Origin of the sequence: Micromonospora sp. CPCC 206061 (assembly GCF_036906915.1) — a bacterium.
Taxonomy (GTDB): domain Bacteria; phylum Actinomycetota; class Actinomycetes; order Mycobacteriales; family Micromonosporaceae; genus Phytohabitans.
In genome coordinates this window covers 375,236-394,271 of the sequence record NZ_JBAKHX010000001.1, presented here as the reverse complement: position 1 = coordinate 394,271, position 19,036 = coordinate 375,236, and the positions used below count along the sequence as shown (strand labels likewise).

The 19,036-nt window shown below is 70.5% G+C and carries 14 protein-coding genes; 6 read left to right on the top strand and 8 right to left on the bottom strand.

Features of this window, described 5'->3' with window-relative positions:
- Positions 1–5 precede the first annotated feature (5 nt).
- The 3 genes from V6V89_RS01730 to V6V89_RS01720 all read left to right on the top strand — a co-directional run bounded on the left by V6V89_RS01730 (position 6) and on the right by V6V89_RS01720 (position 5,595).
- Positions 6–1,631: a LuxR C-terminal-related transcriptional regulator gene (locus V6V89_RS01730; RefSeq protein WP_334617093.1), complete on the top strand. Its 1,626-nt coding sequence runs from the start codon at positions 6–8 to the stop codon at positions 1,629–1,631.
- Between the two features lie 529 nt (positions 1,632–2,160).
- Positions 2,161–3,180, top strand: a complete 1,020-nt coding sequence (locus V6V89_RS01725) for a hypothetical protein (protein WP_334617092.1) — start codon at positions 2,161–2,163, stop codon at positions 3,178–3,180.
- A gap of 177 nt (positions 3,181–3,357) precedes the next feature.
- On the top strand, positions 3,358–5,595 hold the full coding sequence (locus V6V89_RS01720) for a beta-galactosidase (RefSeq protein ID WP_334617091.1): 2,238 nt from the start codon (positions 3,358–3,360) through the stop codon (positions 5,593–5,595).
- A 27-nt stretch (positions 5,596–5,622) separates the two neighbouring features.
- Here the strand turns inward: V6V89_RS01720 and V6V89_RS01715 are convergent, their stop codons facing one another.
- Positions 5,623–6,090 (bottom strand): MarR family winged helix-turn-helix transcriptional regulator, encoded by a 468-nt coding sequence (locus V6V89_RS01715; protein WP_334617090.1) that lies wholly within the window; start codon positions 6,088–6,090, stop codon positions 5,623–5,625.
- A gap of 145 nt (positions 6,091–6,235) precedes the next feature.
- Between V6V89_RS01715 and V6V89_RS01710 the strand changes: the two genes are divergently transcribed.
- Together V6V89_RS01710 and V6V89_RS01705 are read left to right on the top strand one after the other, a co-directional pair.
- Positions 6,236–7,225 carry a pirin family protein gene (locus tag V6V89_RS01710; RefSeq protein WP_334617089.1) on the top strand — a complete coding sequence of 330 codons (990 nt, stop codon included), beginning with the start codon at positions 6,236–6,238 and terminating at the stop codon, positions 7,223–7,225.
- A 202-nt stretch (positions 7,226–7,427) separates the two neighbouring features.
- Entirely contained in the window at positions 7,428–10,235 is a 2,808-nt protein-coding gene (locus V6V89_RS01705; protein WP_334617088.1) for an AfsR/SARP family transcriptional regulator, read from the top strand.
- Positions 10,236–10,342: 107 nt separating this feature from the next.
- Here V6V89_RS01705 and V6V89_RS01700 read toward each other — a convergent pair whose 3' ends face one another.
- Positions 10,343–11,434, bottom strand: a complete 1,092-nt coding sequence (locus V6V89_RS01700) for an Lcl C-terminal domain-containing protein (protein WP_334617087.1) — start codon at positions 11,432–11,434, stop codon at positions 10,343–10,345.
- Between the two features lie 252 nt (positions 11,435–11,686).
- Here V6V89_RS01700 and V6V89_RS01695 point away from each other — a divergent pair, with 252 nt between their 5' ends.
- Positions 11,687–13,855 carry a CBM35 domain-containing protein gene (locus tag V6V89_RS01695; RefSeq protein WP_334617086.1) on the top strand — a complete coding sequence of 723 codons (2,169 nt, stop codon included), beginning with the start codon at positions 11,687–11,689 and terminating at the stop codon, positions 13,853–13,855.
- Positions 13,856–13,954: 99 nt separating this feature from the next.
- On the opposite strand, the gene V6V89_RS01690 is transcribed toward V6V89_RS01695, so the two are convergent.
- The 6 genes from V6V89_RS01690 to V6V89_RS01665 all read right to left on the bottom strand — a co-directional run bounded on the left by V6V89_RS01690 (position 13,955) and on the right by V6V89_RS01665 (position 18,973).
- Entirely contained in the window at positions 13,955–14,902 is a 948-nt protein-coding gene (locus V6V89_RS01690; RefSeq protein WP_334617085.1) for a sugar kinase, read from the bottom strand.
- A complete protein-coding gene (gene dgoD / locus V6V89_RS01685) occupies positions 14,896–16,044 on the bottom strand; it encodes a galactonate dehydratase (protein WP_334617084.1) in 1,149 nt (382 codons plus the stop codon). The genes V6V89_RS01690 and dgoD overlap by 7 nt, the downstream gene beginning before the upstream one ends.
- Positions 16,041–16,787 carry a FadR/GntR family transcriptional regulator gene (locus tag V6V89_RS01680; protein ID WP_334617083.1) on the bottom strand — a complete coding sequence of 249 codons (747 nt, stop codon included), beginning with the start codon at positions 16,785–16,787 and terminating at the stop codon, positions 16,041–16,043. Before V6V89_RS01680 ends, dgoD begins: the two co-directional genes overlap by 4 nt.
- 10 nt (positions 16,788–16,797) lie before the next feature.
- Complete coding sequence (locus tag V6V89_RS01675; RefSeq protein ID WP_334617082.1) at positions 16,798–17,586, bottom strand: SDR family NAD(P)-dependent oxidoreductase; 789 nt, start codon at positions 17,584–17,586, stop codon at positions 16,798–16,800.
- A gap of 166 nt (positions 17,587–17,752) precedes the next feature.
- Positions 17,753–18,163, bottom strand: a complete 411-nt coding sequence (locus tag V6V89_RS01670; RefSeq protein ID WP_334617080.1) for a nuclear transport factor 2 family protein — start codon at positions 18,161–18,163, stop codon at positions 17,753–17,755.
- Between the two features lie 3 nt (positions 18,164–18,166).
- On the bottom strand, positions 18,167–18,973 hold the full coding sequence (locus V6V89_RS01665; protein WP_334617079.1) for an MBL fold metallo-hydrolase: 807 nt from the start codon (positions 18,971–18,973) through the stop codon (positions 18,167–18,169).
- Between the last annotated feature and the right edge of the window lie 63 nt (positions 18,974–19,036).

The following is a 19,036-nucleotide window of genomic DNA, read 5'->3' as shown; positions in this document are numbered from 1 at the left end:
CGGCGATGGGCGTGGTCGATGATCTCCTGCGGGCCAGGGCGGCCTACGACCGCCGGGAGTGGCTGGCCGCCTACGGCGGCCTGTCCCAGGCCAGCGGCGATTCGCTCGGCGCCGACGACTTCACGCGGCTGGCCACGGCCGCGTACCTCGTGGGCCAGCGCAACGACTGCGTCCAGGCGCTGCAGCGCGCCTACCAGTTGCACATCGACACCGGTGACGTGACCGCGGCCGTGCGGGTGGCGTTCTGGCTGGCCCTGGTGCTGCTGACAAGCGGCGAGGCCGCGGTCGGCGGCGGATGGATCGGCCGCGCGGAGCGCCTGTTGACCGACGTCCCGGGCGACGTCGTCGAGCGTGGCTACGTGCTCATCCACGTCATGTTCCGGCACATCTTCACCGGTGACTTCGGCACCGCGCTGGAGCTGGCGCAACAGGTGGCCGACTACGGCCGCCGCTTCACGGACCCCGACCTGGTCGCCATGGGATTGGTCAGCCAGGGGCGGATCCTGCTCTACGGCGGACACGTACCGGAGGGTCTGGCGCTGCTGGACGAAGCCATGGTCGGCGTCGCTGCCGGCGAGGTCTCCACCATCTTCGCCGGCAACGTCTACTGCACCATGATCGAAGGATGCCAGGAGATCGCCGACTTCGACCGGGCGGCCCGATGGACCTCCGCGCTGACGGCCTGGTGTGACGAGCAGCATGGCATGGTCGCGTTCACCGGCCAGTGCGCGGTACACCGCGGACAGATCATGCGCGCCCAGGGCGCCTTCGACGAGGCCCTCACCGAGTTTGATCTCGCGGTGCGGCGCTACCGGCAGGCTGACACGATGGACGCCGCCGGGCTGGCGATGACCGAACGCGGCGACGTGCTGCGCCTGCGCGGAGGCCTCGACGCGGCCGCGACGGCGTACGAGCAGGCGTCCGCCTTCGGTCACGAACCGCAGCCAGGGCTGGCACTGTTGTGGCTCGCCCAGGGCCGCGTCGCGGCGGCTGTCGCTGCGGTGCGACGGACGCTCAGCGAGGCGGGCGACCCGGTGCACCGGTCCCGGCTGCTGCCCGCCGCGGTCGAGATCCTGCTCGTCGCCGGCCACCACGACGAGGCGGCGGGGTTGGCCGACGAGCTCCGGTCGATCGCCGCGGCCTTCGGCTGCCCGTCGGTGCAGGCCCGCGCCGACCACGCCTGCGCCGCCGCGGCACTCGCCGCCCAGGACCCAGCGGCGGCACTGCCGCTGCTTCGGCGCGAGCGAGCCGTGTGGGAACGACTCGGCGCGCGGTACGACACCGCGCGCTGCCGCGTCCTGCTCGGACGATGCCTGCACGCCCTCGGCGACCACCAATCCGCACTCGCCGAACTCGCAGCCGCACGCCGCGCCTTCGCGGACCTCGGCGCGAAGCCCGCCGAAGACGAGGTAGCGGCACTCATCCACCCCACCCTGCCCCGCGGGCTGACCGAACGCGAGGTCGAGGTTCTGCGACTGGTAGCGGCCGGGAAGACAAACCCGGAGATCGCCAAGCAGCTGGTGCTCAGCGAGAAGACCGTAGGCCGCCACCTCAGCAACATCTTCGCCAAGATCGACGTCACCACCCGCACGGCCGCCGCGGCCTTCGCCTTCGAACACCGCCTCGTATAAGCCTTTCGGCGTGCCGATCGCGACGACCTCGCCGCCGGCCGACGCTGACCGGGCAACGTGCTGGGGGTCATCGCCGCCGCGCTCGGCGGCCCTGAGGTGTTGCAGGTGACTGAGCTGCCTGAGCCTGAGGCGCAGCCTGGGCAGGTGGTCGTCCGGGTCCGCGCGGTCTCGCCGCCCAGGAAGTGCTCTCTCGCTCCGCGGATCTGGCCGACGTAGGGCCGGTGGCTGCGGTGTTCGACGCGGTCCCGCTCGGCGATGCGGTGGCCGTCGCTGTCGATTTAGGACTTGTCGTGGGTATGAATCGGACGCGATATCCACGACAAGTCCCAGATCGACGAGCTCGGCGGCTAGAACGGGATGTGCGGCTCACCGGCAAGGCATTCGCCACCCCAGCGGTGTGATTGCCCCCGGTCGGCCGCGATCCAGGGCGCGGTGCCATCCAGGAACCACACGCAGAGGTAGCCGACCTGCGGGACCGGCGGTAACCCGGTAGCGGAAGTGGGGATCAAGGGTCGATGATGCGGACATCGTGCAGACGGATGACCGCACCATCACGCCAGCTCCCGAGATCGCCTGCGACGAGTCGGGCTGGGAGGGCGCCAACCTCGTGGCCGGGAGCTCGGACATCATCGCGTACGCCAGTGTGCGGCTGAGCGTCGACGCGGCCGCGGAGTGCCTGCGCGAGCTCGGCGGTCGCGCCGGGCACCTGGCGCGGGAATACAAGGCGTCACATGTGCTCCGCTCGGATCCACGGTCTACGGTGACCAGCCTGCTCGGCCCGGCCAGCCCCATCCACGGCAACGCCTTCGTCCACCTCACCGACAAGTCCTACTTCGTCGTCGGCAGAGTCCTCGACCTCGTCCTCGGGCAGTCCGCGGACGCGACCAGCGCCGGCCTGGTCGTCGACCGGCGGCTCACCGAACTGGCGACCACACTCAGCCGGGAAGGCCCCGAAGCGTTCGGCCGTGACCGGTGGCAAGCGTTCCTGGCGGCGTCCAATGCCGTGCTCCGGACGCGGAAACGCCGTACCGTGCGTGAGCCCGTGGACGCGTTCCTGAATCTGGTCGAGACGCTCGCGGAACTCGACGCGGGTAGCCGGCTGGGCGCGATCCTCGACGAGCTTCGACGCGCCAGGCCGGTTGCCTACGCGGCGCGGACCCGAATCCTCGAGCACCACGTCCTGCAACCGACCCTGGAACCCTTGATCCCAGCCCTCGCCAGGACCATCCTGCATTGGAGCCGGGACGGCGAGGCCGATGTGTCGATCGTTCACGACGAGCAGTCCGCCCTGACCGAGGGGCGCATCAGGCGGCTCGAGCGGCAACTGCTGCCACCGGGCCGCTTCCTGCGGTTCAGGCAGGTGGACTCGCGCACGGATCCGCGGGTCCAGGTGGCCGACGTGCTGGCCGGAGTCGCCCGCAGGCTCGCGGCCGACGAACTTCGCGGCCGCGGCGACGCGGAACTCGGTGGGTTGCTGCGCGCCTATGTCGATCCGGCCTCACGCTGGTCCGACGAGCGGAGCTGGTCCCGCCTCGGTCCGACACGCTGAGTGGTTCGCCGGCCGCGCATCGCCGCGGAAGGTTTCGAGCCCTGTTTCGGAACTTTGTAAGGTCGTACGGTGAGCCCGACCACGAGGAGTGCCATGCCCCCGGCCGCTGCGCAGGCGCGCGTCGCTCCGCTTGCCATCCGATCGCGCACGTGGCCGGCACCGCAGCGGGCGCCACAGATGTGCAACCACGATGACGTGCGGGCGGGCCTGTCGCTGACGAGCCGGTTCCTGTGCCGAGACGGGCAACCGTGGATCCCGATCTCCGGAGAGCTGCACTACAGCCGGGTGCCCAGGGATCGGTGGGAGCAGCGGCTGCGGCTCATGCGCTCGGGTGGCATCACGGTGGTCTCCAGCTATGTGCCCTGGATCCATCACGTGCGGCGCCGGGGCGCCCCGCGCTTCGACGGCAACCTCGACGTCGCCGCGTTCGTCGACCTCTGCCGCGCGACCGGCATGGAGGTCGCGCTGCGCATAGGACCCTGGGTCCACGCCGAGATCCGCAACGGTGGCTTCCCCGACTGGGTGCAGCAGGCGCCGGTCGCCCACCGCAGCGACGATCCCGCGTACCTGGAACTGGTGCGGGAGTGGTTCGGCCAGCTCGGCGCGGCGCTCGCCGGGCGGTGTACGCCAGCAAACATCCTCGCGATCCAGCTGGACAACGAGCTCTACGACCAGCCGGGCCACCTGCTGACCCTCAAACGCTTGGCGCGTGAGGCCGGGATGTCCGCTCCACTGTGGACTGCCACGGCTTGGGGCGGCGCGCAGCTGCCTCCAGAGCAGATCATGCCGCTGTACGGCGGCTACGGCGACGGCTTCTGGGTCGAAGCCGACGCACCCTGGGACCCCTCCTTCCGGGAACACTTCTTCTTCTCGCACACGTGGGACGACCCGGGCATCGGCGCGGACCTACGTTCCGACGGTGTCGTGTCGCCAGCGGCGCGCACCTCAGAGCTGTTTCCGCCGGCCACCTGCGAGCTCGGCGGCGGCATGGCCACCGCGTACCACCGCAGGCCTCGCCCCTCGGCCCTGGACATCGCCGCCGTGGCCCACTGCAAGATCGGCAACGGTTCGGCCTGGCAGGGCTACTACATGTACGCCGGCGGCACGAACCCGCCTGGTGAGCATGGCACGCAGGAGTCGCACCTCACTGGCTACCCGAACGACCTACCGGAGCTGGGATACGACTTCCACGCCCCGATCGGCGAGGCCGGCACGCTCTCTTCGACCCACGCCGAGCTGCGCCGGCAGCACGCCTTTCTGTCCGCCTTCGGCTCGCGCCTGGCGGACATGCCCAGCAGCCTGCCGGAGGTGCGGCCGGAGGGCGTGGACGACACCACGACGCTGCGCTGGGCGCTGCGCAGCGACGGCAGCGGCGGCTTCCTGTTCCTGGCCTGGCACCAGCCGTACGTCACGCTGCCGACGTACCGGGGAGCCCAGTTCCAGGTGACGCTCGAGACCGATCAGCTCCTGCTTCCCTCCAAGCCCGTCGACATCCCCGCCGGCACGCTGGCCTGGTGGCCCGTCGCACTTGACGTGGGGGGCGTACGCGTCGACTGGGCCACCGCCTCCGTACTGACCCTGCTGCCGGGCGCGGTTCCGACCCTGGTGCTCTGCGCTGAACCGGGAATTCCGGTCGAGCTCGCCGTCCCCGGTCAAGCCGTGCGGACCATCCAGCCCGGCCGGGAGCCACTCCGGCTGGCCCGCGGCTCTGACGTACTCGATGTGCTCGTCCTGTCGGCGACCGACGCCCGTGCTGCCTGGGTGAGTGAGGGGACCGACGGTCGCCGGCTGCTGCTGTCCGAGGACGATCTGGCCTGGGGCGCGGACGGACGCGTCGTTGCCCGAACCACCCGGCCCGCCCCGGATGTGCGGGTCTACGACCCGGCGGGCCGCGGGTTCCGCCCACTGCCATTGCGGGGTGACGCCCGCCCCGCCGCCGCTGAGGTGTCCGTGACGCCGCACCGGCCGGCGCACAGTGCCGTTCCGGCCGGCTACGGCAAGCGGGACACGCGGCAGTCCGCACCCTCGACTGCCGTGTTCGATGAGCTGGCCGCGGTCTACGAGCTGCGGTTGCCGGCTTGGGCGGGGGAGCCGGATCAGGATGCCCTGCTGCGCGTCGACTGGGCCGGTGACGTGGCGCGGTTGTGCCTGGACGGCCGCACCGTCACCGACCGTTTCTGGGACGGCTCACCATGGTTCGTCAGCCTCCGCGACGCCGGCTACGAGCCAGCCTCCACGCTTACCCTGCACATCCTGCCGCTGTCGACGGACTCGCCCGTGCGCCTGCCCGCCGACGCGGGCGAGCGCGCCGCCGGTAGCCCTGGGCAGCTCCTCGCCGTCGATGCCGTACGGGTCCAAGCGCAGCGGACCTGGCGCGAGGTCACTGAGCCGACGCCGAGGGCGGCCTGGACGTAGGCCGGCATCCAGCGCTCACGACGGTGCTCAGGGTGCGATGTTGTCGAGTTGTTCGAGGATGTGGTCGGAGATCCGGCCGAGGGCGGCGAGGTCGTCCGGGCTCAGACGATCGATGACCAGGCGTCGGACGGTGGCGACGTGGTGGGGCGCGGCGGCTTCGATGGTCTTGCGGCCGGCCGCGGTAATGACGACGAAGGCGCCGCGGCCGTCTTCGGCACACTCCTCGCGGGCTACCAGGCCACGCTTGGTCATGCGGGCGATCTGGTGGGACAGGCGGCTCTGTTCCCAGTCGATCGTCTTGGCCAGATCCTGGAAGCGCTGCCGGCCCTCCGGGATATCGGTGAGGGCGACGAGGATCTCGAAGTCGGCGCCGGACAGCTTCGCGTGCGCCTGAAGATCGCGCCCCAGGGCGGCGGTGAGCTTCTGGTGCAGGCGGATGAAGGCGCGCCAGGCGCGCTGTTCCTCCGGGCTCAGCCAGTGCGGTTCGTCCTTCATACGCGACGAGTCTAGCAAGGCTCTTGACATGTCATACACCTGCCCTTCCAATGTACATGGCGCGTCATGTTCGCCCGGGAGCGGTAACTGTTCCCCCGCCGGTCGGCGACCTGGATAGTTGAACGGATGGGTGGAGGTGGTTTGGGTGAGCAACGTGGAGGCCGCGCCGGTCGAAATGAGGTGTGGCGAGCCGGTAGGCGACCGGCCGCCGCCTGAAACGCCGCGGGTCGAGGTGCTTTCCCCACGCGAGGTGCCCCTGGGCGGGCCGCGGGCGATGTCGGTGCGGCGGACGCTGCCGCAGCGGGCCCGCACGCTCATCGGGGCCTGGTGCTTCGCCGATCACTACGGTCCCGACGACGTCGCCGGGACCGGCGGTATGGATGTGCCGCCGCATCCGCACACCGGCCTGCAGACGGTGAGCTGGCTGTTCAGCGGGGAGGTCGAACACCGCGACAGTCTGGGCAGTCACGCCTTCATCCGGCCCGGCGAGCTGAACCTGATGACGGGCGGCTACGGCATCGCCCACTCGGAGGTCTCCACGCCGCGCACCACGGTCCTGCACGGCGTGCAGCTGTGGGTGGCGCTGCCCGAAGAGCACCGCAACGCGGGACGGGACTTCCAGCATCATGTGCCCGAACCCGTGCGGATCGACGGCGCCGAGATCCGGGTGTTCCTGGGCGCGCTGGCCGGAGACGTCTCGCCGGTACGCACGTTCACACCGCTGCTCGGCGCCGAGATCACCCTCCAGCCCGGTGCGGCGATCACACTCGCCACGGACACCGCGTTCGAGCACGGCGTTCTCGTGGACAGCGGTCAGGTCCGCGTGGCCGACACCCTGCTACGCCCGGCGGAACTCGGCTATGTCCCCGCCGGTCTGGGCGCGTTGTCGCTGGCGAACCCGTCGGACGGGCCGGCACGGACGATCCTGCTCGGCGGCCCCGCGTTCGAGGAGCAGATCGTCATGTGGTGGAACTTCATCGGCCGCACCCATGAGGACATCGTCCGGGCCAGAGAGGACTGGGAGGCCTCCTCGGGCCGCTTCGGCGGCGTCGAGGGATACCCGGGGAACCGGCTTCGGGCACCCGGTCTGCCCAACGCCACCATCATGCCCCGCGGGAATCGGCCGCGTTCGTAGCCCACCCGCGGGCAGCGGGTGGGGCGTGGACATGATCCGAACCTATCCACGCGGTGAGGGCGTCCAACCCTCGCCGCGTTCGCCCAGCGCGTAGCCGACCGGTATCCTGATCCACCTACTCAACGGCGCGACAACTCCGGCGATCCGGGCCAGCCCGCCGCGCCCGAGCGTGCTGGGCTGGGGCGCTGGGAAGGGGTCGTTGTTGCGGTTCCAGGTGTTGGGGCCGGTGACGGCGTACGGGCCGGATGGTCCGGTCGGGTTGGGGCCGGCGCGGCAGCGCACGGTGTTGGCCGTGTTGTTGGTCGAGCCAGGTGCTCCGGTCTCGCTCGATCAATTGATGGACCGGGTTTGGGGCGAGCGGCCGCCGCAGCGGGCCCGGGGGACGTTGCATGCATACCTGTCGCGGCTGCGCACGGTCTTCGACGGGGCGGGCGGGCCGGTGCTGGTGCGCCGTTCGTCGTGTTACGTGCTGCAGGTGGCGCCGGCGGCGGTGGATCTGCACCGCTTCCGGGCGTTGGTGGGCCAGGCCAGGTCGGCCGGCGACGGGGAGGCCGCGCGTATCTGGTGTGATGCGTTGGACCTGTGGCGGGGTACGCCGTTCGCCGACGTTGACAGCGATTGGCTGCGCGCGGTCGCGACCGGGTTGGAGGGGGAGCGGCTAGCCGCCGTGCTGGACCGCAACGAGGTGTTGCTGCGCCGTGGTGAGTATGCGCGGCTGCTGCCAGAGCTGTCGGCCGCGGCCGCGGCGTACCCGTTGGACGAACGGCTGGCCGGACAGTTGATGCTCGCCCTGTACGCGTGCGGCCGGCAGGTGGACGCGCATGCACATTACCGGTCGCTGCGTGACCGGCTCATCGACGAGTCGGGCAGCGAACCCGGCCCGGCGCTGCGCCAGCTGCACGAACGGGTCCTGCGCCACGACCCCACGCTCGCCGCCGTGGCCCCGGCTGGGAGCCGGGACGGGGGCTCGCCCGCGCGGTCAGCCGGCGCGTCCGGGCCGCCGGCCGACCGGCCCGCGCAGTTGCCGGCCGACAGCCCCGGTTTCAGCGGCCGTGGGCGGTCGCTGGCGCAGCTCGACGAACTGCTGGCCGCCTCCGGTGACGCATCGTCGACGGTGGTGGTGACGGCTATCGGCGGCAGCGCAGGGGTGGGAAAGACCGCGCTGGCGGTGCACTGGGCGCATCGGGTACGCGACCGTTTCCCGGACGGGCAGCTGTACCTGAACCTGCGTGGCTTCGATCCCGCCGGTCAGGTGATGAGCCCGGCGGAGGCGTTGCCCAGGTTGCTGGAGCTACTGGGCGTGCCAGCGGAGCGGATACCGACCACTGTGGAGGCTCGGGCCGGCCTGTACCGTAGCCGGCTCGCCGGTGCCCGGATGTTGGTTCTGCTGGACAACGCCCGCGACGCTGAACAGGTGCGGCCGCTGCTGCCCGGTACGCCCGGTGTGCTGGTGCTGGTGACCAGCCGTGACCAGCTCGCCGGACTCGTCGCCAGCGACGGCGCGCAGCCGGTGCGGCTCGACGCGCTCGACGCGAGCGAGGCACGGCAGTTGCTGGCCGGCCGGCTCGGCGCCGCGCGGGTGGCCGCCGAGTCGGCGGCGGTGGACGGGATCGTGGCGGCGTGTGCCGGGCTGCCCCTTGCGCTGGCCATCGTCGCCGCCCGCGCGGCCACCAATCCCGGGTTCCCGCTGTCGGTGTTCGCTGGCGAGCTGGCCGATGCCCGCGGCCGGCTCGACGCGCTGGCGGGCCCGGATGCGGCCACTGACCTGCGAGCGGTCTTCTCCGGGTCGTACGAGGCCCTGAGCCCGCCGGCGGCCCGCCTGTACCGGCTGTTGGGGCTGCACCCCGGTCCGGACCTCGGGCTCGCCGCCGCGGCCAGCCTCGCCGGCCTGACGGCGGCGCGAACACGGCGACAGCTGGCCGAGCTGATCGCGGCCCACCTGATCATCGAGCACACGCCTGGCCGGTACGCGTTCCACGACCTGGTGCGCGTCTACGCCGCCGAACTGGCCGGCGGCGTCGACACCGAGCCCGAACGGCGCGCCGCACTGGAGCGGATGCTCGACTATTACCTGCACTCCGCCCACGCCGCGGACCGATGGCTGCCCGCCAGCCAGCATCACCCAGTGCTCGACCTGCCCCAGCCCGAGGTGGTTCCCGAAGCCTTCTCCGGCAACGCCGCGGCGCGGGCGTGGCTGACCATCGAGTTTCCCGTTCTGCTGGCCGTGCTGGATCAGAACGCCGAGGCCGGGTTCGACCACCACATCCACCACCTGACCCGGGCGCTCAGCACCTACCTGCTCTGGCGCGGGCTCTGGCACCACCAGGTCACCGTCCAGGCCATCGGGCTGCGCGCGGCCAGCCGGTGCGCGGACGCGTTCGGGCAGGCGGAGATCCATCGTCGCGTGGCTGTCGCGTGTGCCTTGCTCGGCCGACGCGACGATGCGCATTCCCACGCCCAGCGGGCTCTGGCCATCTACCGCGAGATCGGTGACCACGCTGGCGAGGCGCGGGGGCACATGACCCTGGCATGGCTGTCCACGCGGGAGGACCGCTACCAGGACGGGCTGGCGCACGCCGAGGGCTGCCTCGACGCGGCCCACGCGGGGAACAGCCAACTCATGCGGGCGCTCGCCCACAACGCCATCGGCTGGTGCCATACGCGGCTCGGGAACCACGCACTGGCCATCACCCACGGCGAGCAGGCCATCGCCGAGATGACCGAGATCGGCGACGCCGCAAGCATGGCCGACGTCTGGGACACCCTCGCCCACGCCCACCGCGGCCTCGGGCAGTACCAGCGGGCCATCGACTGCTATCAACAGGCCATCGACTGGAACCGGAGGTTCGGCGGGGGCATCAACGAGGCTAACCGGCTCACCCGGCTGGGCGAGGTCCACGAGACCGTCGGCGACATCGAGGCCGCTCGTCAGTCCTGGCAGCAGGCGCTGGAGATCTTCGCGGACGTCGGCCACCCGGAGGCCGGCAACCTACGGAAACGCCTGGCGTAGTCGTCCGGGCCAGAAAGTGAGCATCGCCGGTGAGCACTGGTCACCGCGCCGCGCTGCCACGAGGGTGGACGAGGGCGTGGTCCAGATGCATGTATTTCGACTCGCGGTCAGCGCACGCAGCGTGCGTATCCCTGGGGGATGTTCCGGTAGTTGGTGTAGCCGTCGTCGTAGCTGAGGCCCCACGTCTTGTCGGGCTGTGGATGGGATTTCGAGGCCGACCAGTAGTACGTCTTTTTTGCCGTGTTGGGGAACACGGAAGGATTGATGGCGGGGGCTACCCGCGATTCGTCGACCGTGGTTGCCAGTTCCTTGATGCTGGGCAGTCGCCACGCGTGACCGCCCAGGGCGAGTGCGGCGCAGTAGCTCGCCGCCGCCGTGGCGGACATCGTCGTGGCCGAGGTGGCCCGCTGCCAGATCAGCCCGGTGTGGTCGTCCCGAACCTCGCCGGCGGCCACGGTGGTGTATGTGGCGGCGCCCGTGCCGGTCGCTGCGCGGACGCAGCGCGCATGGTATGTCGCGGTGGTGTTGCCGGCGTTGCTGGCCAGGCCCTCGTAGAAGTTCATCACCCAGGCGTAGGGCGGGTCGTGTGCGACGGCCCATGGCGAGCCTGTCCAGAAGAAGTTCGCCAGTCCTTTGAAGGCGGTCGTGTCGATGGCGGGCCCGCTGCGCGTGAAGTCCATGATCGATGTCAACTCGATGCGGCTGGGCAGGCGCCAGCCGCTGTCGCCGATCGACAGCCCGGCGCAGTATGACTTCGCCGACGACCAGGTGAGCTTCTCGGCGGAGTACGCCTTCTGCCAGACCAGGCAGGTGACGTTGTCGCGGACGCTGCCGTCGCCGAGGTCGGTGTAGCTGGCCGCGTTCGGTAAACCGGTACCCTTCGGGTTGGGCATGGGCCAGCTCGCCCACGCCTGACTGAGCGCAGGACCGCACTTGGCCGTCGCGCCGGATCGCGTGGTGGTCTGCTTCCGGGTGCCGGGCCGGACTGACGCGCTCGCCGGGCTCGACTTCGCCGGCGTCGGGGCGGCGGTCGGATCAGCCGTCGGGCTGCTCGTGACGGTCGGGGTCTCGGCGGCGACCAAGGCGTCGGCGTGTGGCGTCTCGGCTGGTCGCTGCGCGGCGCAACCGGCCAGGGCAAGGCCCATCACCGCGAGCAGGTGGATGGTGACGGGAAGGCTGTCCCGGATGGCACGAGGCACGGCGGCGTGGCTCCCTCATCGTGTTAACGCCAGACGGCGGCGTGATCGATCCGAGTGAACGTACCCAGAGAGTTATAACGAAACGATCACAGCGGCTTCTGTCGATTCGTGTGACCGGTCACACTATCTCTCGCGGCATCGAGCACACCGGATGCCGTTGGGCGCCGGGTAGCCCATCTCCCCATGGCTCCGCGGTCTGGCGCACCGCTGTGCGGCTGACCGCTGCTCGCACCCCTGGAGGTAGCTCCCCACATGAGATCGACAAGTCGAAAGATCATCGGCGTCGCCGTGCTGACGCTGGCACTCGCGTCGGTGCTGCCGGTCGGAACGGCAAGCGCCGCACCCTCACAGCTCACCGTGGACCTGTCGGCGAACACGGGTGCCCTGCGCTACGGCGCGACTGGATTCCTGTATGGCCTCGGCGACGAGGGCATACCGAACGAGACGATGCTGGCCGCGATCAAGCCGCAGGTCGCCGCGCAGAAAGCCCCGGACGGCCTTCAGCATCCCAACGGCGACGCCCTCAAGGTCGCGCCGATGTTCAAGCGGGCCGGCGGACGCCAGATCGAGATCTACATGCAGGACATCTATCCGAACTGGCCGTACGACAACCTGGGCCTCAACGACTACCTCGCCAAGGTCGACACCATCGCCCGCAAGGTGGTCGCCGACCCCAATCGCGGCTTCTTCGTGTACGTCCCGTTCAACGAACCCGACTGGATCTGGTACAGCGGACAGCTCCAGGGACGATTCCTCAACGACTGGCGCACCGTGTACCAGCGGATCAAGTCCATCGACCCGAGTGCGCGTATCGCCGGGCCGGGCTTCTCCCACTACCGCTCGGGCGACATGCGCGCGTTCTTCACCTTCGCCAAGAACAACAACGTGCTGCCGGACGTGGCGACCTGGCACGAGCTGGGAAACGACTTCTTCACCGACTGGAACAACCACTACAACGACTTCCGTGCGATCGAGAGCAGCCTCGGCATCGGCCCGCGACCGATCACCATTGACGAGTACGCACGGCAGAGCGGCGATCTCGGGGTACCGGGCAACCTGGTGCAGTACGTGGCCAAGTTCGAGGCCAGCAAGGTCGACGCCTGCCTGGCCTACTGGACCACCGCCGGTGGACTCAACGACCTGGTGACCCGCAACAACCAGGCCACCGGCGGCTGGTGGCTGTACAAGTGGTACGGCGAGCTGACCGGCAACACCGTGGCCGTCACGCCGCCCTCGGCCGGTGGCTCGTTGCAGGGGCTCGCCGCCTTGGACGCGACAAAGCAACAGGCCCGGGTCGTCTTCGGTGGCAACAACTCCGTGTCCGGTACGTACGACACGAATGTCGTCGTACGCGGTCTGGGTTCAACGCCGTTCCTCGGCAACACCGTGCACGCGACGGTGTGGGGTGTGGACTCGTCCGGTCTCAACCCGTCAACCGGGCCGTTCGTCGTGGCCGAGGGCGACTACACCGCGAGCGGCGGGCAGGTGACGGTCCCGCTGACCGGGCTGCGCGGCTCGGCCGCCTACCACGTGATCATCACGCCGAACAAGGATCTGTCCACGGTCGGCGGCGCCTCCCGATACCAGGCCGAGTACGCGGGCCTCGACGGCGGCGCGCGCGTCACCTACGGCAGCAACACCGGCTACTCCGGCACCTACTTCGTCGAGGGCTACGGCGCCAGCACCACCGCCAGCACCAAGTTCGTCGTCACCGTGCCGTCGGACGGCTACTACAGCGTCGGGCTGCGCTACTCGGCCGGCCCGTTCTCAGGCGCGCCCGCCAACCGGTCGATCCGGTTGCGGCTCAACGGATCGGACCTGACCGACCTGGCGCTGCCCGGAACCGCGGACTGGAACACCTGGAACACCGTCACTACCAAGGTGTTCCTACCGGCCGGCATCAGCCGCATCGAGGTCAACGCGTACGCCGGTGACGACCGCGACGCGGTCAACGTCGACTACCTCGACGTCGCGGCCACCACCGGCACGATCACCTCGTACGAGGCCGAGGCGAGCGGCAACACGCTGTCCGGCACCGCGGCCCGGGCGAGCAACTCCGGTGCCTCCGGCGGCCAGCACGTCGGTTTCGTCGGCGCGGGTGCCGGCAACACCCTCCGGTTCAACAACATCACCGTGCCCACCGCCGGCCGGTACCGGATGGTCGTCGCGTACGCCAACGCCGAGGTGGTCGGAGACCACCAGTACAACAACAACATCGTCGACCGCGGGGCCGACATCAGCGTCAACGGCGGCGCTTCGCGGCGGGTCTACTTCCGCAACACGCTGAGCTGGACCACATTCCGCACCACCGTCGTCGACGTGGACCTGGCGGCCGGCGCCAACACCATCACCTTCGGCAACGCCTCCAGCGGCTACGCACCGGACCTCGACCTGATCCGCATATCCGCACCCATCGGCTGAGACACCGTCACCAGCAAGGACGTGACATGGACGATTCCCGCTCCGCCGCCCTGCTAACCCGATCACCTCGACGGTGACCTGCCTGGAGGGACGCGACGCTCATCGCAGTGTTTCGTCCGGGGCGTGTCCGACCTGGTCGAGTTCCGCTCTGGTCGGCAGGCCTTCCCAGTCGCCGTGCGCGGCGACCGCTGCCGCGCCGAGCGTCACGCCGCGCCGCAGCCGCTCCTGGACGGGCAACCCGTCCAGGAGCGCGGAGAGGTAGCCGGCGGTGAAGGCGTCGCCGGCACCGACGGAATCCACCACCCTGACCGTCAGGGCCGGCTCGTCGTACCGCCCGGTGCCGGTGTACGCCGACGCGCCCCGTGCGCCGCGCTTGATCACGACCTCGCGGGCGCCGAGGTCGAGCAGCGCCCGCACGCGGGTGGTCTCGTCCGGTCCGTCGCAGACCAGGGGTAACTCGTCTTCGGAGGCGACGACGATGTGGGCTTCGGCGGCCAGGGGACGCAGCGTGGCGCTTGCCTGCGCCCGCCCCCACAGCTTCGGCCGGTGGTTGACGTCGAAGCAGATGGTCGCGCCAGTGGCCCGTACCCCTTCGACCGCGTACCGGACCGCGGCGGCCGCGTCGTCGCCGAGGGCCGGGGTGATGCCGGTGACGTGCAGGACGCGGGCACCCCGCGCCACGGCGGGGGCGACGTCCGCCGGCGTGAGTCGTGCGCCGGCGCAGCCCGCACGCCGGTAGTGCACCCGGATCGTGCCGCCCGGCGCCCGGTCGAACAGCAGCATTCCAGTGAGCTCCCCGGGCGCCACCACGGCGTCGGCCACGTCGACGCCCTCGGCGCGCAGGGTCCGCAGCACCAGGGCGCCGAGTTCGTCGTCACCGACCCGGCCGATCCAACGGGCCCGGTGACCCAGGCGGGCCAGGCCGATCGCGACGTTGGACTCGGCGCCGGCCACGGAGAGCCGAAGGTCGCCGCCGAGCTTGAGCGGACCGCCGCTGCGCAGCGCGGCCATCGCCTCGCCGAGGGTGAGTAGGTCCACCGTCACCACTCGGCGAAGCTGCCGTCGTCGTGCCGCCAGACCGGCGAACGCCACGCGTGACCGAGTTCGTCAGCCCTGCGAACGGCCTTCTCGTCGACTTCGATACCCAGGCCGGGGCGGGTAGTGCGGGTCACGTGGCCGTCGACGAACGTGAAGACCGACGAGTCGACGAGGTAGTCGAGCAGATCGTTGCCGGCGTTGTTGTAGTGGATGCCGAGGCTCTGTTCCTGGATGAGGAAGTTCGGCGTGGAAAAGGCGATCTGCAGGCTTGCCGCCAGCGCGATCGGCCCCAGTGGACAGTGCGGTGCCATGCTGACCCCGTAAACCTCGGCCATCGCCGCGATCCGGCGGACTTCGGAGATGCCACCGGCGTGGCTGATGTCGGGCTGTGCCACCGCGATCCCGCGGTCCAGCACCGACCGGAAGTCCCACCGCGAGTACATCCGCTCGCCGGTCGCGATCGGCACCGAGGAGGCGGACACGACGTGGTGCAACTGGTGTCGTTCGTCCGGTAGCAGCGGCTCTTCGACGAAGAGCGGGCAGAGCGGCTCCAACAGCGGCAACAACCGCCGGGCGTTGGCGAGGCTGACCCGGCCGTGGAAGTCGACAGCCACGTCGCGGTCCGGGCCGAGCACCGCGCGGACGCTGGTCACCCGCTGGACGATAGCGTCGATCTCAGCGGGGGTGGCGATCGGGCCGAGCCGGCCGGACGCGTTCATCTTCACCGCGGTGAAGCCCGCCTCGACCTGCGCCCGTGCGGCTTGCTCCAGCTCGGCGGGCTCGTCGCCGCCGATCCACGAGTAGATCCGGGCACGATCGCGCACCGGCCCGCCCAGCAACTCGTGCACCGGTGCCCCGCGAACCTTGCCGGCGATGTCCCACAACGCCTGGTCGAGGCCGGCGACGGCGCTGGACAGCACCGGACCACCCCGGTAGAAACCGCCCTTGGTCAGCACCTGCCAGTGATCCTCGATCCGCAGCGGGTCGGCGCCGATGAGCAGCTCGGCGAGCTCCTCGACGGCGGTGCGCACGGTCGCGGCGCGGCCCTCGACCACGGGCTCACCCCACCCGACGACTCCCACGTCGGTGCCAATCCGACAGAACAGCCAGCGGGGCGGGACGAGGAACGTTTCGACTGAGGTGATCTTCATAGGTGGTCTCCGACGGGCACCCCGGAATTCGCGGCGCGGACCTTCTCGATGTCGAGCAGAGACTTCGCGAGCAGCGTGCTGGCGGCGGCGCCCGCAGCCTCCGGGTCACGGTCGCGGACCGCACTCAACACCGCCGCGTGTGCCGGCGTCGGGTCGTCGTCCTGCACCGCGCCGTGGACCAGGCGGTCCCGGGCGGCCAGGCCGGTCTCCAGCACCACCTCCATGCGGACCAGCAGCTCGTTGTGGGTCGCGGCGAGCAGGGCCCGGTGGAACGCGACATCGGCGTCGACGGCGTTTCCGTCGCCGCGCGCCGCGGCGGCCATCCGGCCGATCGCCAGCTCCAGCGCGGCGACATCCTCGTCGGTACGCCGGAGCGCGGCGAGGCGGGCGCTGGCCGGTTCGATGATGCCCCGCACCTCGGCCAGGTCGTCGAGGAACTGGCTGTCGTCGCGCCCCTCGAACTGCCACCGCACGACGTCGGGATCGAGCAGCCGCCACTCGGAACGTGGCAGCACGAACGTGCCTCGTTTCGGCCGCGCGTCGACCAGGCCCTTGGCCTTGAGCACCCGCAGTGCCTCGCGCAGCACGGTCCGGCTGATGTCGAGTTCGCGCTCCAGCCCCGGTACGTCGAGGGTCTGCCCGTCGGCGAACTCCCCGGAAAGGATGCGTCGGCCAAGCACCTCGACCACATCGCCGTTCAGGCCGCGTCCCTGGTAGCTGCCGGCCGTCCTTCTCCCGATCATGGCTGCCCGTTCATGCCGAATCCTTCACGACGCTCCAACCGCCATCCATCACGAGGCTGGCGCCGGTGACGAAGGACGCCTCACCGGAGGCGAGGAACGCGATACCGGCCGCGACCTCGGCCGGATCACCGAAGCGTTTGACCACTGTGGCAGCGACACTCTTGCGCCGGTCGGCCTCCCGCACCCTGTCCCACGCGCGGCTCATCACCGGCCCTGGCAGCACGCTGTTCACCCGCACGGCCGGGCCGTATTCGACCGCGAGCTGGCGGGCCAGGGCGGTCAGTCCACCCTTCGCCGCCGCATAGGCGGGGTGGCCGGGCACGCCGACGGTGGCGTGCACGGAGGAGACCAGGACGACAGCGCCGCCACCGGTTGCGGCCGACTTCCGCAGGCCAGGCAGGCAAGCGCGGAAGCCCAGAAAGGCCGCGCTGAGATTGACCGCGAGCTGCCGGTTCCACGAGGCGGGGCTGAGTTCACCGGCGGGCGCGATGTCGACCGCGAAGGCGTTGCTCACCAGCACGTCGACTGGGCCGGAACGCTCGGCGTGCGCGACGACATCGATCCAGCGCCGCTCGTCTGAGGCGTCGGCGTGTAGGGCGTCAGCTCGGCCGCCGGCCGCTCGGATCTCGGCCGCGACCCGCTCGACCCCGGCGTCGATGTCGGTCAGAACGACCGTCGCACCCTCGTCAGCGAGCCGCCGGGCTGTGGCCGCGCCGATCCCCGAGGCCGCTCCGGTGACCACGGCGACCCGATTGGCGAATCGGCTGGTCGTGGCGGTCGTGTCCGTACCCGCTGTCACGCGCTCATCTTAGATTAATGCATTTTTTATGACAATTGCTGCCGGGCCGCGGCGCGGTCGCCGCGGCCGACGGCCACTGGTTTGGTTGGTTACGGGCTGCCGCAGGTGGCGGATGCGGCAGACACCACGCAGGGTCTGCCGGTCATCCAGGTCGCCGAGCACGCACTCACGACGTCATGGCTTCGCGGATCTTGGCGGTGTCGACGAACTGTTCGAAGCGCACGATCTGGCCGCCGCGTACGACGAAATGGTGCGCGACGCGGACGTCGATGGCCTTGCCGGTGGCCTTGTTGGTGGCGGTGTATCGGGCCAGGACGGCGACGTTCTCCCCGTCGACGATGTAGGTGTCGTCGTGGGCGATCCAGTCGTCCCAGTCGGCGGCGAGCTGCTCCATCACGTTGGCGGTGACACCTGCCGGCGTTCGGTAGGTGCCGGCGAGCGGGAAGCCGGCCATCTCGGTCCACTCCACGTCCGGAGCGAGGGTGGCGCGCAGGGCTTCCAGATCGCCGGTGGCGGAGGCGAGGTACTGGCGGCGTACCACGTCGCCGGGTGCGGTGGAGGTAGCGAAGTCGGTCATCGGTCAGCCCCAGGCCATCTCGCCCTTGGCGACCTTGGCGCCGATCTGCGCGGCGATCTGCATGCCGTGGTCGGGGTACCGCCGGATGAGCGCGGCGGTGAGCGCGGCGCCATCGGCGGCCTTGCCGAGTTCTTCCTCGAACGCCGTCAGGTACTCGCGCGTGGCGGCGATGGCGCTGGCGTCGGCGGGCGTGTCGGGCAGCCGGTGACCGGGCACCACGAGCTGCGGTTCGAGGGTGGACATCTCGTCCAGCTGGGCGATCCAGGCGGCGCGCTGCTCCGGCTTGGCGGTATCGGCGACCCACACGTGCTCGCGCTGGAACAGCGCGACGCCGCCGAGGATGGCGCGGTGCTCGGACTGCCACAGGTAGTGCCGGTCGGGCAGCGCCGCCGGGCCGCCGCGCAGCTCGAACCGGTGCCCTTCGAGGGTGAGGTCGCCGGTCAGCGGGGCGAGGCCGACCAGCCGCGTGGGCAGGTTCGCACCGAGCGCGGCCCAGGCCTTCAGCTTGCCCTCGTACGAGTGGTGGATGTGCTCGATGGTTTGCGGGGTGGCGACGACCGCAGCGTCGGGGAAGGCGTCGGCCACGACCTCGGCGCCGAAGTAGAAGTCGGGGTCGCCGTGGCTGACGAACAGCGTGGTCAGCCGCTTGCCGCTGTCGAGGATCTGTGCGACCAGCCGGTGGCCGTCGGCGCGGGTGAAGCCGGCGTCGACCAGGAGCGCGTCGTTGTCGCCGGTGACCAGGGTGGCGGTCTTGTTCTTGCTGCCAGCCGGGAAGTCCAGATCCAGGACGGTGAAGTCGAGCGTGCTCATGGGTCCTCCTCGCGATATCCGATCTATCTGACGGAACAGTATCTGATCAGTCAGATATATGGC